The organism is Chryseobacterium sp. CS3K3.1 (genome assembly GCF_059515165.1).
In genome coordinates, this window is record NZ_JCAKRV010000019.1 from 1 (window position 1) to 16319 (window position 16319).

Here is a 16319-nt window from a genome sequence, read left to right on the forward strand (position 1 = left end):
CATTGTAGTGGAAAAAGGAAGTTCATGTAGTAAAATCACTACACAGTTTATTCACATAATAAATGAAAAAGCCCTCGATACTTTTGTAGTATCGAGGGCTTTTCTATTTAAAATTGGTATTGACTTATAATGCAGTGGCAGTATAAGTTATTTTTTGTGTATAAGTTCCCTGTGGTTTTCCTAAAAGTACCTTGGATGCATTTTCCGCAGAAATAGAGTAAGCAATATTTAAAGACTGCCTGGTACCTAAACTTGCATTACTTACCAGCACCTGATCATTTGGAGATAAAGTGACCTCATTCAGGGTTCCCACCAAACTTCCGCCTGGTATTGCTTTTACCTGTAATATATCTACAGGAATGACATTTGCGCCACTTACAAAGTGTGCACCTTCAGATTTTACTTTTACATCAAAATTTTTAGAGGAAATAATAACTAAACTATTGGGAACGGTCACATTTTTGGATGAATTATAATCTTTTGTGTTCCCATAATTAAAATCTACAGCGCCTTCTGAAGCAGCAGAGCCAATATCCATTGCAATAACATCTGATAAAATAATATTGACTGATGTACTCACCTGCTCTGAATGTTGTGCCATAACCCGGTGGGTTCCTAAAGCGGTTGCTCCCAGAGATAGCGCAACGATAAAGATTTGCTTTTTCATGATTAATAAATTTAGTGAGGTGTAATAATATTGTCATTCGGAATTCATTATAAAGCTAATAACAATATATGACATTACCAAGACTTTTTTCATTGTTGAGTGTATTATATAAAGAATTTCCCATCTTAAACTGGTATAAATAGTTGATTATAAACTGCAAGCAAACAAGAAAAACATCAATCAAGTAGTTTAATTAACAATCAGTGATTTTAAATTCGATTAAACACATCAAAAAATAGAAAAGCCGGAAGATTTTTCTTCCGACCATCATTACCATAAAAGGATTTCTTATTTAATCTTTAATACCTATTTGTTAACCAATCTGTTTGTTATAAAACATTTTATATTAAAAAACTCTTTTTCCATTTGGTTACTGTGTTTGGGCTTAATTTAAAATGAATGGCAAATTGAGTGTTATTAAGTTTATTTTTTTTCTGATAATCAAGCATTTTAAGTATATCCTTTTTCATAAATGAACGATGCTTCTGACTGGCTGCAAAAGTTTCCTTATCCGGAATCCCAAAAATTTTTTCATTAAGTTTCATAATATCCATAACGGATAAGCTTTCTTTCTGTAATAATCGTTGACAGGAATCTCTTTTTTCCGGAAACTCTTTTACGATGATGTCATGATAAATTCTTTTATAATCGGGAACTATTTTTTCCATAAAATGTTGTATTTAATTTATTTCGCTTTTATACTTATATATCCATTTATACAAAGTTGTTTTAGGAATTTTATAATGCTCTATTACTGCAGCCTTTGACATTTCTCCTGATTCTATCTGTCTCAGAATAAAATCAATGATTTCCTTTGTGTAAATATTTTTACGAAACTGAGGTAAACCTGGCTTTTTATTCTGTCTATTTTCTATGCTTTTACCTGCTATTGATGGGGCGTACAATATCAAATGCTGAGAATACAGCCTGAAAAAATCATATTCTAATAATTTACTCCATTTCAACAGATTTTCTGTCTCTATACTTGAAGATTTGTACATTCCTTTTATTTCCTGTTCCGTACATTTCATAAAGCTACAGATACGGGATAGTTCTATCCCGCTTTCTGCAACTTCTTTTTCAATCAATATTCCTATTGGAATCTCTTTAAAATTCATTAGTCTGTGTTTTTAGAATCTTGTAATTGAAGGGTATTTATAAACCGACAGACGGAATTCATCTGCCGGATACAATGAATTTAAGACGCGCTCATCTGTTCTATTTTATCATTTCATATCAATAGGATGACATTCTTTGTGCTGTCATAAAGACACGTCGGATGTTATTGGTGGGATCAGTATCATTTAAATTATCTACAGAAACAAACACGATTATTCTATACCAGATTCCGTCAACAATTACATCTACCGTTTCTATCTCCTGAGAATCATCACTGGAACTGGTAGCTGTTACAGGCGTAGAACTGCTATTCATATTGTCTCCCCAGTTAAGATAAATTCCGTTATCCGTTTCCATGTAACCTCCGGGCGCTAATAAAACGTTCGAGCGGCGGAAACGGTCTACACTCGATAATGCCGAATACCACACCTTAATATTAGAACTGGAGGCATTTACCAAACGTGGATTGTAGGTAACGGCTCCTGAACCCTGATTGGAACTTGCATTAAAATTCAGGTCCAATTTTAACTTTCCTCCTAAAATAGCATCATAAGTACCGCCAATCTGTGTGCTCAGCAATCCTATATAGGTCGCCGGTAATGTATAAGTAAAGAACTGATACTCTCCAGGTGCAAGCACTTTCCCAACACCTACTGTTGCACTACAGCTCTGTCCTCCGATCGAAATGGGAAATGTTGTTGTATTAGGACTGGATACTGTTGGTGTTCCGGAAACAGTATAGTTTAAAGTACCGGATCCTTGTGCAAAATTACCCTGAGGAAGTGTTGCGGTAAGACCATTTACAGGTCCTATCGTTTGTGGAGCATATACTCCGGCATTGCCTCCTGAATAAGGAATCGACATGGTGCCCTGATAAGGAGTTCCGGCAGTATAGGTAAGCGGACTTAGTGTTGCGTCAGTACATCTCAAACCGCTTATCGTTCCCGGCTGTAACGAGCGCCCGTCCAAAGGTCTCCATTGGGTTCCGTCCCAATAAACATATCCCTTAAAGGTAAGGGCAGCTGTTCCCAGATTGTAAACCAACAAGCCTACTGCGGGATTAGGTATTGTAGACGCATCATTATATACCGTTAAAGCTACTCGTGGACCTAAAAACCCTTTTTGGCTGCCCGATGCAAGCTGACTTACATTAAGCTCCAGAATAGCAGATGCATCGGGAATTGCACCAATACCTGTAGATCCTGAATTGGTTACAATAAAATCGTTGGCCAATTGTGCGGCCGTTGGAGTTCCTGTTACAGCATTGTTTTTACCACCATCGATATTGAATATCCCTTGTGGATTTTGCGTATTGATGCCTACTTGAGCGAAAGCTAATGCGCCAACTGTTAAGGCAAAGATTGTATAAAATTTATTTTTCATTTTGTTTGATAATTTGGAAAATGGAAAAGAGTCTTATGAGTACTCTTTCCCATAATTACTATATTTTAAATTTGTGTTCCTGTTATTTTGCTATAAAATGAATTTGAAAGAAGGAGGAGGCCGAATTTGTAGTCCTGCCCGAAAAGCCCTTTCGTACATATCAGTTTTAAGAGATTGCTCTGGACAAAACTGTTTTTCGTATAGGATAAATATCTTATGCTTTCTATGTAATATTCCTTGTTTTTCTTTAAACGTGTTGGTTATAATAATAGCAATGTCTTCTGATTTTCCATAAAAAATGATAGTAGACTTACCATTTTCAGCTCTGGAGATTTTCTGTTCAGAAATCAATTTTAAAACTCTTTTTTCTTCTTGCTTTTTTTTAGCTTTTTTTATAGTATTACTACAAGAACTCTGCAATGGTTTTGATAAATAAGAAGAAAGTACAACAATCTTGATATTGGACATTTGCTGCAGGTTATGCACTTTAGTGTCGGCTTTAATATATAATGAAACCAGACTATCTTTTCTCTCTATCAGAGAAATAATAATATTATCTTTAATATTGAGATCACAACTTTTTCCAATATATAATTGAGCATACATCTTACAAAAAGAGCAAAGCCAAAGAAGCATACCTGATGCCTTTGTCATATAGTAACTCTTATTCTTAAAATACATTTTCACCTCATTGGAATTGAGTTGTAAAATTGATCTTATTTTAAGCTTAGATAAAGAAATACCATACGCTACAGATACCTTTTCAACACGGTAAAATATACGGCATAGATACCATCAAAAGAACAAAACACACTTAACTTTCTAATTTTCAAAACATTACAACGAACAATAATAGATCATTTGATTAGTAGTATTAAAAAACCAGAAATTCCTGTGCTACGCAAATGGAAATCTGATAATATTACAATTACCATTAACCTTGTATGAAGTTCTGAGAACCAAAAAATAATATAATGACAAACAATAATCAAAACCTGATGCAGATAAAAAAACAGAAAACCAATAGTCTAAAAAAATCCGTTGAGGATAAAGTATAAATGAAATTGTGTGGGGTGTCTACAAAAATATGACTATGACTTTTATTATGATATTAAAAATGCCAGACGATATAGTTTACCTTTTTTAGTAAAAAACATTCAAAGCATTTAAAACTACAATTTCTGACCAACTAATTTCAGTATTTTGTACAAGCCGCTATAAAGATTTAACATTACTAATCACTTGGTATATTTTAGCTTACATTTTTATGGAAAATTAATTTTACAGAAATAATTTTCAACTGCAAATAAATAGTATCTTTTAACAAATATTTATAAACAATGTTACGTAAAATTTGGAATTATATAGAGAATCTGCATATTGATCCCAATGCTGACAGATTTGAACGTCTAGATGCCCAAATATTAAATTTATTCGCATTTTCTATAGGAATAGTTTTGCTTGTAAGCGGATTCAGGGATTTGATGTTTGGGTTTGAGGGCTATTTTTTGTTGTTGTTCGTGTTAGGAGGCATTTTCCTTATTCTTTTCTTTTTTACTAAGGCCCGGCAAAACATCATGATATGCTTTATTGTTATAGAACTTGCTATGCTGTTGGTTTTTTTCTTTTCATCCACTTCAGGTTTTGAAAATGGCTTGTCATTATATTATTTTTTGCTGCTCATGACTTCGTTATTTATTTTTAACACAAAGAAAAAATTAAAGTATATTATAGCTGTTTTTGCTACCGCGTTTGTTTTATTTCTCGTAAGTCATTATTATGATTTTAGAATATTCAGGATTAAAAATGCCGGAAATTTAGAATTTTCAAGAAATCAGAGACTTTTTACTTTTTTACAAGTATTTATATGGTTTGCAATTTTCGGATATTTTATTCTGCTAAAACATTTTACTGTTTTGGAGCTGTACAGAAAAGTCCTTCGTAGCCAGAATATAATCGCTAATATACGTACGAGGCTGGATAAGAAAGACGATATAGATTTAGAAAATCTTGTAAAAATGGCTATGAATGATGACATCGCTTTCATACCAAAAATAAAACAATCATTTCCCGGATTATATGAAAACCTCATGCAAATAAATCCGGAAATTACATCAGAGGAATTTAAACTATGTGCTCTTCTCAAGCTGAATTTTACTACAAAAGATATAGCGGAATACAATCATATTTCAATACGCACAGTTCAGTCAAGGAAAAGCAGGCTGAGGAAATCATTTGGAATCTCTTCTGATACAGATCTTTACAAATGGATAGATACTTTCTAATTTCCCTTATTTTAGCAGTAGTTATTTATTAGAAATCAATAAAGCTTAAAAAGAATTTTTGGCACATTTGAAAAACTTGGAATATGGTGGCTTTCTCATCTTTAGGATGAGTTTACCCAAAGATTGATGGAACTTGATAGCTTAGAAATGAAATTGCAAAATCAGAAGATGACAAGAAAAGACCTGGATATAAAACATAGGTTGAAAAAGTTTTAGAAGTGATACCGAATCTATCAAAGCTATACTCAGAAGGAAATACAGAAACAAAACAGTCGATTTTGGCCGAAAAACCTGAATTTGAAGAAAATGCGTTTCGAACACCAAATTAAATTCCGCACTTGCTCAAAAAACCCTGATTCACAATCAGTTACAAGGTAAAAAAAAGGAAAGAGCACTTTTAGAAGTGCTCTTTCCCGAAGAGTGACCGCAGAGTTGCATTTTCCGAACACTTTTATAGAAGATTTGAACAAAATAGCTGAGCTTGAGTCGTTAAATTTCAAAATTCATATTTGATTATTTTAATCTACCACTTTGGAACTATCAATTTTAGCTATGAACCTTCCATTGCCTTCTATCTCATGAAAGTTCAATCCCCTTGTTACAGCTTTAAAATCTGCTTGAGAGTTTTGAAACGAGGCAAAGACAATACTTTGTGCTTCTTGCTGCAAAGACAGCTCTCTTAAGAACTCATGAAAATCTTTTTAACAAAAGCGGGTGACTCCTATCTTTAGCATAGGAAGTCTCTAAAAGTGCGATATAATAAGCCCACATGGCGCGAATATGATCACTTCCGGAAGAATCAAACCGTAAGTCTTAATATTTCAGTCTTCCATTTGGAAGGGCTACTTCTATTATTGGCATTTACTTATCACCGGATATGCGAATAGCGCTTTTATCTTTACTTTAATAGTTGAAATGTGTTAATAAAGTAACGAAACAATTTTCCAGCAATTGAATCTTTTCATCATCCTGTTTCGTAAATAAATCTTCTCCTAAATTTGATTCTAAGCCTTTTAAATTTTCCCACTGATCTGATAGCATTTTGAGGCGATTTTTTAAACCCACTGTAGTTTCTTCAAGCGCTTCATAAACTATAATTAATTTTTTCAGATTGATCTTTAAATATCAGGCTTTTCAACAAAACATAACTGTTATTTAATGGTTACAGCCATGTTAGGAACTACAATATCGCCTGTTAAACCTGTATAACGTTGTGCAAATATTTCAACGTAATCATTCGTGGATAGTTCAGTTGTGCCATTAATTGGCAATACCACAATATCATTTAAAGCAGCTCCACGTCCATATACTTTATACTGACTGATGGCTGTTCCGTTTTTTGCAATATAGATGATATAAGTACCGGCTGCAGGTACCTGAAATGATACAGAACCCGTGACCTGAAAAATTCTTTTCTTTTTACCCACATACTTCAACCTGTTAGGAACCCCATCCGTAGTAAATCTGAACAGGTTTGATGAGGTGGAAACAGATGTTGAAGTGCCAATTTTTACAATATTACTTGGATTGGAGCTGTTAAAACTTACCCCAATACCGGTTCCTACTGGATAATCAACTGAAAAGTCACCAACAGCATTGGTGTCTGCTTCAGTTGGAAGACCTGCTGCCCTGACGGTCCAACTGTTATTAAAATTGTATCCTGAATACGTCCCAGTAGTATAAGGCTTGACATATCCAGCTGTATTGGTTCCTGTAAATACAACGGATTCCATCACCGCATCTCCTGTAATGGTAAGCCCGCTTGTTGAAACATCAAAACCGATTGCCGAACCGTTGACCTGACTAAACCCGCCCTGTTTTTCAACCGATGTAAAGGTTCCCGTAAGCTTTTCGTAGGTGCCGGAATTATTAGCTGCCCAACCCATATTGCTGAGCAGAAGCTGCCCGATATTATTATAGGTTATACCATTGGTATTTCCGGTAAACTGGATGATACTGAGAAACACCAGTCCAAGCCCGGAAATGGTTCCCACACTACTCGAGTTGGCTACAACACTATCTCTGAAGATAAGATTCTGGGTAGCGGCACCTGATATATTAAAAACATTTCCTGATGGTGCACTGAGGGTAACACTCTTAATACTTCCCCCTGTTGCTCCCTCAAAAATATTTCCTGTCGTTCGGACAATAATATCGTTATTGGTATCAAGTCCGTGTATATAAGCATTATTAATTTCTATAGGTCTGTCAAAAACTATCTGTCCGTTGATTTCATACAATGTATCTGCATTCAGAAGGTACCTTGTTCCACCTCCTGCACTTAGTTCCGTTGCCAGCACTGTAGCTAAAACATCTGTAGACTTTATTCGCTTAAAATTAAGTCTTTCAGAGACATTACTTCCTACAGGGAACCATGCTGCCGTATTGGAAGCATAATAGTAAAGCTGTTTGAAATTAGTATCGTACACGATGAGTCCATCAGCAGGTGAAGCAATAGCGATCCGCTGGGCTGTTGTCAGACGTGGAGCTAGCAGCCCTCTTGTTGTGGAGTTGAGATCTAAAATAGAGCTGGGATGAGGAGTTGTTGTATTTATCCCTACCTGGGCTCTCATTGAAAATGAAATAAGAAAAGCCATCAACAACATAAAAAGCTTTCCTGTAAAAGAATTTTTTTTTGTTTTCATATTAAAAGATTTAGGTGGTTTGATAAGGTAATTTTATGTCTCGGGTAAGCAGTAAGTCAGAAAAACACTAATCAGCGTTTTCCGGTGGTCTCAGAGTAAAAATGATTCAGTAATAAAAAAATCTACAGTACTGTATATTTTTCGTAAAAAGGAGTAATTCTTGTTCTGACAATAATTAAAGAAACCAGGTTATCGGATATCAGACAGGATATGGTCATTGTTTTATACCATTTATAGATCATAACGGTAATCCACCTGCCTTTATCAATGAGCCTGTACATCTTTTTTTTAAAGTACATAATAACAATGTCCTTCCTCTTGCCTTTTAGTGAAAATAAGTCTATCATAATATTTTGTAATTTTTAGTTTAACAATTTTTATGGTTTCCTTATTTCATGGATAGTTTTATTATTCCAAATGTCGTGAAATAAATTAATCTCTATTATGACGGTGATCATAAAAAGAACTAGTTAGTCTTTTTTTATTAATCTATGTAGGATTGTGGTTATTAATTACGTCAGCATAAAGGCAAAAATCATGGAGTTCCCAACCAAGATTCGACATGAGTTAGCCACATACTTGTTGTATTAACCTGGATTAATGCTATTTTTAATATGGTAGGTCAAAAAGTACATATCTCAAAATGCTGCTTTTTGCCTTCAAACTCACCAATCATTTATGCTTAGGAGGATGGATTTCTTACCAGACAATTCCTCCTAATTCATTCCTTTCACTGACGTGGATATATTGATTATTTAGAACATATCCACATCAATTTTAGTTCAACAAAGCAAAACCCTTTATACTACGGAACTTTACGTATTAAAAAGTAAACCACCAAAAGTAATAAAATAAAAAAATCTTCCGGGACATTAGGAGGTTGAATATATCTTCATCCGAATATTGAAGTAATCGAACACTTAAATATATACCTCTAAAAATGAGAGTCAACTACAGATTTATTAGTTCATAAATAATCCACAATACTCACAAAAATAAAAAAACTCCATTAAAAAATGAAGTTTAAAGTGTGTGATTAAGTATAGATAAATGATGTGGTGTCCTATGTCTTTTGTTTCAAAATCTGCATTAACACTAACAAGGCACATACCAAAATCTTCACTATTTAATGAAAATAACGTTTTTGTGGTGTGAAATAAAAAATTAGCTTACAAATAGCCTAAATTGCAAGAAGTTTCATATCAACAAAAAATCCCCGGATCTCTCCGAGGATAAAACTAATAACCATGAAAACTCAACTAATGAGTTGTATTTTAATATACGATCAAATTTACGGTATGGATTTATTAAATAAATAAAAACCTCCCGGATAGCAGGAGGTATAAAAACTTATGTTAAAATTTATTTATTAACAATACAAATGTAATAACTCTCTTCCAATTGATTTATGACTTGGCTCATAAAAAGCTCCCAGGCTAAGAGAGGTGGGTTTATTTTTTTAGCAAAAACCTTCTAAAGGGGCGGAAATATCTATATATTTCTTTCCACTAATAAATTAAATACAATAATTTATTCACTATTAAATGATATAAAATCTTTTTTGTGTTTTTGCAAGAAATTTTATTATATTTGATTAAAGTCTGTTATGAAAGCCGACTACTTAATCATGCGACCTCTCCTATTGAGAGGTTTTGTTTTTATTTGGTTCATTAATTTGCATCCTAGTCTTAATGTTACCAAGCCTAAGAATGAGGATCTTCTTATTATAAATTATGAACATGAGGATAACATACGCCTGCAATCCGATTCTGTTACCATCGATTTTTATTTGCTTGCTATAAATTGAGGGTAAAATTGTTTCTTTTTAGACATCCTAATGAAACACTCTGTTAGACATATAAGAATTATCTACTACTTCCCCTGCACTTGGGCGCAAAAAGAAAAATTCAAAAGAAATATCACTTACCTTTGCAGTTGTTTAATGTTTATTATTATGGAAAGCACTTCGATATACAGAAAAAAAGTAGTTCGATATAGTTATCTAAAATTGATTGCTTGTTCAATTTTGGTCAGTATAATTTGTTGTGTACTGGCTTATAGCTTAAAGCATAGTACTGCTTATGTACAGGAAAAATTATCTGAAAAAATTTCCGGCTTTGATCCGAGATTTTATATTATCGCACCAAGTATTGGTATTACGTTGATATATTTCCTGAGAAAATATGCTTTTCAAAGCAGAAAGAATAAGGGAATAAAAGAAATCTATACGACATTGGAAACAAGGAAAGATCACCTGCCCTTTTTTAAAATTCCTTCACACTACATTAATGGCTTCTTAACTGTTGCTTTTGGCGGATCAACGGGAGTTGAAGTCTCAACCGTTGTTGCAACCGCTACAGTAGGTAACCAAGCTTATAAGAGATTACAACCTGCAGGAGCTTACAAAACCGAATTGATATGTGCAGGGGCTATTGCTGGCGTAACTCTGCTATTTGGAAGTTCGTTGGGTGGTTTGTTTTTCGCATTTGAGGTCATTGCACGAAGATACAGCAGGACTTTACTACTTAGTGCATTAACTTCGATGTTCATTGCATCAATTATTGTTTATTATTTTGATTCCACTCCCCTCTTTACTTTTGCAGTAAAAGAATGGCGGTGGCAGGCAATTCCTTTTGTGATTATTTTAGGATTGATAGGAGGAGTTTTGGCACTTTATTTTACTAAGATTGTTATCTATGCAAAATCTTATTTTGCAGAGATAAAAAACAACTTTATCCGAGTTAATATTGGAGCAATAACGGTAGGAGTTTTTATATTTTTCTTGCCAGCACTCTATGGTGACAGTTATCATGGTCTTGAAGAAATTTTAAGAAATAGTTTAGATAAATCTATTGATCTATTATACTTCTTTCCGCTGATCCTGCTCGTTCTGTTAAAACCCCTTGCAGCCTCACTTACATTAGGAGCTGGTGGTGACGGTGGTGTCTTTGCGCCTAGTATCGTAACAGGTGCAATATTAGGTGTTTTGTTTGCTCAGCTTTGTAACCATTATCTCGGAACTCAACTTGTGACTATTAATTTTGCACTTTTTGGTGCGGCGGCAATGCTTTCTGCTGCAATCCATGCACCTTTTACAGCAATATTTATTATTTCAAGTCTTGTTCCCAGTGGATATGTTTTGCTGCTACCATTACTAATTAGCAGTTTAGTTTCAAAAGTACTAGCGAAAAATCTCTTTCCCTATAACGTATATACTTATAAAGAAGAGGCTGTCACTAAATAAATAATACATATGCAGAAATCTAAGTACTTTAATTTTAATAAACATCTTCTACTTTATAACAAATTTCAAACACAAAATCAATGCTTTCCTAGCGCAATAATTTGTAAACATCATACTTAATTAAGGATACATATACGATTTAACAGCTACAGGTAGTGTAATTTAAGTAATTCTAAGTTCATTAGCATCTCCATATCTTCAAACCTTTCATCTTACTCTGAAAAGTTTGAAGTTGTTATGTCTCCACGCTTGGTCTGGCTTCTTCACTGTCTCCGTAAACCGCACGACACCCATGGCCATCAACATAAAAACCTGTTCAATTCCGGCTTGGGCCCCTTTTATATTTTTTACGTTATTTAATAATGTAATGAGCCAATGATATTGTCCATTATATCAGCCGTAATTTATTCAGCACACTATTTGATGAAGTCGCTACCACTTCCTTAATTGAATGAATTCCTGAACTCTAACGGTGAAATATTAGTTTTCGCTTTAAACAGTTTATTGAATGACTGTGGGTGTTCAAAGCCCAGTTCATAGGCGATCTCGCTTATGGTAAGTTCAGTTGTGGAAAGTCTCTCTTTGGCTTTTTCGATTAACTTTTCATGGATGATTTGCTGCGTGGTTTGTCCGGTCAACGATTTGAGCATTGCACGCATGTATTGGGGTGATATATTTAGCTTTTCGGAAAGCAGCTGCACCGTAGGCAAGCCATGCTCTATTATATTTTTTCCTTCAAAATAATCCGAAAGAAAATTTTCCAACCTCTCCAAAAACTGATGAATGACTTTCTTACGTGTTATAAACTGGCGCTGATAAAAACGTTGGGAATAATTAAATAGAGTTTCCAATTGAGAAATAATAATGTGTTGGCTGAACTGGTCTATATTGCTCTGATATTCCTGTTTGATATTTTCAATGATCTGCTTCATTTTCAGTTCCTCATCTTCTGATAGGAACAGCGCTTCATTAACAGAATAATCAAAAAATTCATATCTTTTGATGGAAGTGGAAAGTGCCGTATTCCAGAGAAAGTCCGGATGGATCATTAGCATCCATCCGGAAGGATTTCTTCCTTGTTCTTCACGTATCACACTTAAAATCTGATGTGGGGCCATGAAAAACATCACTCCTTCATCAAAATCATAATCATTCTGCCCATACCTGTACTTGTGCTCCATATCACGTTTTAGCGAGATCATATAAAAATCAAACAGAAGGCTCTGTTTTCCGACTTTTGTATGCTCGGTCATATCTTCAAAATTGATCACACTAATAAGCGGGTGCTTCGGCCCCGGCAGACCACGTAGTTTGTGGAAGTCTGAAATGGTCTTAATTCGAACAGGCTTATCGGACATGGAATTATGTGCTTTTATATTAAAATAGATAAAACAAAAATACAGATTATCGGAGTTCCGAAAAATAATACGAACCTTTTAAATCTTCCAATAAAGTTGGATGTACAGGATTCCATCCCAGCGCATTCCTTGTCCATTCACTTGAAGTGGGGTTATCCAGCTCTGCAAAATGCGTAAACCAGGAAAAATGCTGCTCAGCTTCCTGAGAATTCAGCGAGGTAAAAGGAATATTTAAACGATCCGCAATTTCAGCGGCTACTGTCTTGAGCTCAATTCCTTCTTCGGATACTGCATGATATCTGGTTCCATTTTCAAATGGTTTTTCCAGCGCCAATCGGTAGAGCCCTGCCGCATCCAGTCGATGCACAGCTGGCCAATGGTTATTTCCGCCCTCAATAACCGCAGAGACACCTTTTTCTTTGGCTATTTTGATAAATAGCGGAACAAAGCCGATCTGATCTCCTTCACCATGCACCGATGGCGATAATCTAATCACGGCGACACGCACACCTTTTGCAACCTGATCGTCCGCGGCATTTTCAGTTGCAATCCTAGGATGTGGGTGATTGACGTTGCGGTCTTTCTCAGTTGTGATGCCATCTTTTGAAAAAAGTGCAGTGCCGGAAGTGATGAGAAAGGGCTTGTCCGTACCGACCAGAGCATCTCCCATGGCGCCGATTACATCCCTATCCAATTCACACATTTCCTCAAACCGCCCAAAATCATGTACAAATCCTAAGTGTATAACTGCATCAGCTGCATTAGCCCCAGATTTCAGACGTTCAAAATCAGTAAGGTCACCTTGGTGGACCTCTGCTCCTGCTTCAATTAACTTCTTTGCAGATTCTTCCGACCTTGCAAGCCCAAGAACCTTGTGACCAGCTCCTAATAATTCTTGTACTACAGCTGTTCCTATGAAACCTGTAGCGCCTGTAACAAATACTTTCATTTCTAATATTATTTATGAAGCAAAGTTCGGGGTTCTTATATCGCAAAATGTAGCCAAAAATAGCTTTGTTGTAGCCAAAACTTACAATTTAACTAAGAGTGATTTAGATGTTTGATTTTAAAGGGTCTCTTAATTGGCAGATATCTCTGTATAGTCCCCGGCGAAACGCAATCCACATCATCAATTCCGGCAATCCTGCTACTGTGTGCATCCTGAATTATCTATTTATCATCAAATCCAAGTAAGAAAAACTTCGAGGATAAGGAAATGTTATATCCATATACCATTACAGGTATTTGGAAAATCATGGAAGATCATCTTAAAAATAGAGAAATCAGAAATAAGACTGTGCTAATACAGACTGGCTGGGATATAGATGACAAGGCTAACAGAACAAGACCAGTTCACACAGAGCTACTGGGTACAGGGATTTTGATTGTCTAACATCTTTGTAATTTACATAAATTGCCGGCTAAGAGTTTTTTCCTTCACCGCCGCTCCACCAAAATTTAAAGGTGTCGGGACATTTCCGGTAAGAACTTTTGCTTCAATTGAAAAAAATCATTAAGTTCGAATACGAACTTTATTACACTAAGAAAATTAAACATGGCAAAAAACATTGGACTAACGAAAGATGCCGGCTGGCAGTTTGGAATCAGAAAAACTATGCCAACGAACGTGGAAACACTTTGGGAAACCTTTTTTTCAGACAGGGGCTTAGGCTACTGGGCTGAGGGGGTTGATCAGAACTTTTCGACTTTTAAAGAATATTCACACATCCGAACTACATGGAAGCATAAAGATTTTGAAGAAAGGGCCCATTTGCAGGTCAGGTTTATTCCAACTAAAGATAAGGATAAGACTACAATTTCGATTCATGTTGATAATTTAAAAAATGAAAGTCAACGTGAAGTAACTAAAAAATACTGGTTGGTCGTGATTGAAAGTCTATACTTGCTAACAGCACCCTAGATCTCGGGCCAAGGGGCTAAATCTAATTTTTACTTTCCCTAACAGCTTCGAATAATCCAGGATAACTTTTGATTATACTTCTTGATCTACAAGAATCGTAGTTGAGAATCAGAATCAATGTTTTCATATAGAGATTGCTTTATTGGATTGAATACCATTGCCTTATCGGTTTGATTTCATTGCTCAGGATGTAAATGTATAAGACATCAATTTAAATTATAGCATGAATAATTTTGTGTTCATATCCTCGTTTCTTTTTTCCCCGACAATATAACTCTATATCAACATCATTTTTGGCAGTCACACGGGTATATGCACCATCCCAATTATCTTTCAAACCCGGACTTAACACCTCTCCATCTAAACCAATAAAGTTAATTGGCTTATTTATTTCATAACTGTAAGATGCCTATCTGCGATATTCTTCATTCAATCCGGCGAAAACTATCTCTTATCAGCTGATGAACATCAGAAAGTTTATAATACAACTTTCCGCTTATTGTATAATATGGCAGCCTTTTATCTGAGCGGTAACGTTGCAATGATCTGGCACTGATCTTAAGTAATTGCAAAACATCCTGATTGTCCAGTAACTGTTCTCCGTCAATACTGTTTAAATCATTTTGCTTTCGACTTAATTTTTCGCCAAGAATATCAAATCGGGTCATAATACGCTCCATCCATGCCATAAATTCTGTTCTGTCAATGTTCATGATATTTATTTTAAGAGTAAAGCAAAGTTTACACTTTACTGGGAAATTCTTTCGGTAGACTGTCATAACTACCGAAAGATTATCCGCAAAAAAAACATAAGTTCACTTCATTGATCACAATCTGCAAAAAACTGATTAAGATTGTCGTTTAAAAGCTGAAGAAACTTAGTCCTGTTAATTTTTCTGCTTTTAATTTCATGGAGGGTCTTATAAAAGTTCCCTAAATTAACATTCAGTGATTTTTCGGTAAAACGTATTACCTCACTGAATTCAATATTTCCGCCGTTGAAACAGCAGGTTTGATGAAGTGCGTAGAGAAGTTCAACCAATCCTGACTTTGAAGCCGACCAGTTCAGGGGAGACCTGTCAGTGACTTTTTCAAAAATGTATCCTTCTGTTTGGCTGATCGATTGTAAAAGATATTTCTCTAAAAGATCGTTGGCAAGAATCTGGGCAACTAGGTGATCGTGAGATGTGGCAAACTTTTCATCATAATTATACAGCCCAGATTGAAGTTTTGTTTTGAGATCAAATTGATTCCTGACAAAATATTTCTGGTCCAGAAATGCTGCTTTCCTTCTGTAATATTCATAAAAGTCAATATGCTGCTGATAAAAATCTTTAATTAATTGCAATTCACAATTATAATATTCTTTAAGACTCACTTGTCCTGCATTCGGTTTGGCCGCCTCAATAGCTAATAAATTTGAATAATAAATAAAGCGCGAAATAAAAAGCGGCTTGAGTTCTTTAAAAAAGTAAATTTCATCTGCTACGGATGAAAATTCAAGTCTGGCTACCATTGATTTGATGAGTCTTATGGCTGTATCAATTTCCATCAAAGATTTTTCGCAGGCTCCTATCCTATCTTCACTATGAGTAGAATCAATCATCTCTAATTTTTTGTCCAGTTCTCTTTGTAATTCTTTGCACTTTTTAAAAAACAGCTGTATTTCCATATTTTTATTTAAAAAGTACAAAAAT

At 34.9% G+C, this 16319-nt stretch carries 13 protein-coding genes; 3 read left to right on the forward strand and 10 right to left on the reverse strand.

Annotated elements, in window-relative coordinates; genetic code table 11:
• Positions 1-124: 124 nt before the first annotated feature.
• From AC5YGI_RS16810 to AC5YGI_RS16830, 5 genes are all read right to left on the reverse strand, one after another.
• Complete coding sequence (locus AC5YGI_RS16810) at positions 125-667, reverse strand: peptidoglycan-binding protein LysM (RefSeq protein WP_330746755.1); 543 nt, start codon at positions 665-667, stop codon at positions 125-127.
• A gap of 341 nt (positions 668-1008) precedes the next feature.
• On the reverse strand, positions 1009-1335 hold the full coding sequence (locus AC5YGI_RS16815) for a helix-turn-helix domain-containing protein (protein WP_496169032.1): 327 nt from the start codon (positions 1333-1335) through the stop codon (positions 1009-1011).
• A gap of 12 nt (positions 1336-1347) precedes the next feature.
• Positions 1348-1785, reverse strand: coding sequence for a transposase (locus tag AC5YGI_RS16820; RefSeq protein ID WP_446105566.1), 438 nt, complete (start codon positions 1783-1785; stop codon positions 1348-1350).
• A 118-nt stretch (positions 1786-1903) separates the two neighbouring features.
• The gene (locus AC5YGI_RS16825; protein WP_496169033.1) at positions 1904-3169 is read right to left on the reverse strand and encodes a phage tail-like protein; all 1266 of its coding nucleotides are present in this window, start codon (positions 3167-3169) and stop codon (positions 1904-1906) included.
• 90 nt (positions 3170-3259) lie between these two features.
• Positions 3260-3823 (reverse strand): hypothetical protein, encoded by a 564-nt coding sequence (locus AC5YGI_RS16830; RefSeq protein WP_496169034.1) that lies wholly within the window; start codon positions 3821-3823, stop codon positions 3260-3262.
• A gap of 686 nt (positions 3824-4509) precedes the next feature.
• On the opposite strand from AC5YGI_RS16830, the gene AC5YGI_RS16835 reads away from it, so the two are divergent.
• A complete protein-coding gene (locus AC5YGI_RS16835) occupies positions 4510-5454 on the forward strand; it encodes a helix-turn-helix transcriptional regulator (RefSeq protein WP_496169035.1) in 945 nt (314 codons plus the stop codon).
• A 1151-nt stretch (positions 5455-6605) separates the two neighbouring features.
• On the opposite strand, the gene AC5YGI_RS16840 is transcribed toward AC5YGI_RS16835, so the two are convergent.
• Complete coding sequence (locus AC5YGI_RS16840) at positions 6606-8099, reverse strand: phage tail-like protein (protein ID WP_047433474.1); 1494 nt, start codon at positions 8097-8099, stop codon at positions 6606-6608.
• 1954 nt (positions 8100-10053) lie between these two features.
• Here AC5YGI_RS16840 and AC5YGI_RS16845 point away from each other — a divergent pair.
• Positions 10054-11343 carry a chloride channel protein gene (locus tag AC5YGI_RS16845; RefSeq protein ID WP_227942425.1) on the forward strand — a complete coding sequence of 430 codons (1290 nt, stop codon included), beginning with the start codon at positions 10054-10056 and terminating at the stop codon, positions 11341-11343.
• Positions 11344-11786: 443 nt separating this feature from the next.
• Here the strand turns inward: AC5YGI_RS16845 and AC5YGI_RS16850 are convergent, their stop codons facing one another.
• The gene (locus tag AC5YGI_RS16850) at positions 11787-12701 is read right to left on the reverse strand and encodes a helix-turn-helix domain-containing protein (protein ID WP_047433476.1); all 915 of its coding nucleotides are present in this window, start codon (positions 12699-12701) and stop codon (positions 11787-11789) included.
• Between the two features lie 46 nt (positions 12702-12747).
• Positions 12748-13650 (reverse strand): SDR family oxidoreductase, encoded by a 903-nt coding sequence (locus AC5YGI_RS16855; RefSeq protein WP_496169036.1) that lies wholly within the window; start codon positions 13648-13650, stop codon positions 12748-12750.
• A 606-nt stretch (positions 13651-14256) separates the two neighbouring features.
• On the opposite strand from AC5YGI_RS16855, the gene AC5YGI_RS16860 reads away from it, so the two are divergent.
• On the forward strand, positions 14257-14622 hold the full coding sequence (locus AC5YGI_RS16860; RefSeq protein ID WP_120231234.1) for a hypothetical protein: 366 nt from the start codon (positions 14257-14259) through the stop codon (positions 14620-14622).
• 425 nt (positions 14623-15047) lie between these two features.
• Here AC5YGI_RS16860 and AC5YGI_RS16865 read toward each other — a convergent pair whose 3' ends face one another.
• Together AC5YGI_RS16865 and AC5YGI_RS16870 are read right to left on the reverse strand one after the other, a co-directional pair.
• Positions 15048-15335: a helix-turn-helix domain-containing protein gene (locus AC5YGI_RS16865; RefSeq protein WP_047433479.1), complete on the reverse strand. Its 288-nt coding sequence runs from the start codon at positions 15333-15335 to the stop codon at positions 15048-15050.
• A gap of 107 nt (positions 15336-15442) precedes the next feature.
• The gene (locus AC5YGI_RS16870; protein WP_330746762.1) at positions 15443-16294 is read right to left on the reverse strand and encodes an RteC domain-containing protein; all 852 of its coding nucleotides are present in this window, start codon (positions 16292-16294) and stop codon (positions 15443-15445) included.
• Between the last annotated feature and the right edge of the window lie 25 nt (positions 16295-16319).

What these genes read in the sequence shown, in the direction of transcription:
- AC5YGI_RS16810 (WP_330746755.1), bottom strand. Translation starts at nt 667, where the DNA reads ATGAAAAAGCAAATCTTTATCGTTGCGCTATCTCTGGGAGCAACCGCT.
- AC5YGI_RS16815 (WP_496169032.1), bottom strand. Translation starts at nt 1,335, where the DNA reads ATGGAAAAAATAGTTCCCGATTATAAAAGAATTTATCATGACATCATC.
- AC5YGI_RS16820 (WP_446105566.1), bottom strand. Translation starts at nt 1,785, where the DNA reads ATGAATTTTAAAGAGATTCCAATAGGAATATTGATTGAAAAAGAAGTT.
- AC5YGI_RS16825 (WP_496169033.1), bottom strand. Translation starts at nt 3,169, where the DNA reads ATGAAAAATAAATTTTATACAATCTTTGCCTTAACAGTTGGCGCATTA.
- AC5YGI_RS16830 (WP_496169034.1), bottom strand. Translation starts at nt 3,823, where the DNA reads ATGACAAAGGCATCAGGTATGCTTCTTTGGCTTTGCTCTTTTTGTAAG.
- AC5YGI_RS16835 (WP_496169035.1), top strand. Translation starts at nt 4,510, where the DNA reads ATGTTACGTAAAATTTGGAATTATATAGAGAATCTGCATATTGATCCC.
- AC5YGI_RS16840 (WP_047433474.1), bottom strand. Translation starts at nt 8,099, where the DNA reads ATGAAAACAAAAAAAAATTCTTTTACAGGAAAGCTTTTTATGTTGTTG.
- AC5YGI_RS16845 (WP_227942425.1), top strand. Translation starts at nt 10,054, where the DNA reads ATGGAAAGCACTTCGATATACAGAAAAAAAGTAGTTCGATATAGTTAT.
- AC5YGI_RS16850 (WP_047433476.1), bottom strand. Translation starts at nt 12,701, where the DNA reads ATGTCCGATAAGCCTGTTCGAATTAAGACCATTTCAGACTTCCACAAA.
- AC5YGI_RS16855 (WP_496169036.1), bottom strand. Translation starts at nt 13,650, where the DNA reads ATGAAAGTATTTGTTACAGGCGCTACAGGTTTCATAGGAACAGCTGTA.
- AC5YGI_RS16860 (WP_120231234.1), top strand. Translation starts at nt 14,257, where the DNA reads ATGGCAAAAAACATTGGACTAACGAAAGATGCCGGCTGGCAGTTTGGA.
- AC5YGI_RS16865 (WP_047433479.1), bottom strand. Translation starts at nt 15,335, where the DNA reads ATGAACATTGACAGAACAGAATTTATGGCATGGATGGAGCGTATTATG.
- AC5YGI_RS16870 (WP_330746762.1), bottom strand. Translation starts at nt 16,294, where the DNA reads ATGGAAATACAGCTGTTTTTTAAAAAGTGCAAAGAATTACAAAGAGAA.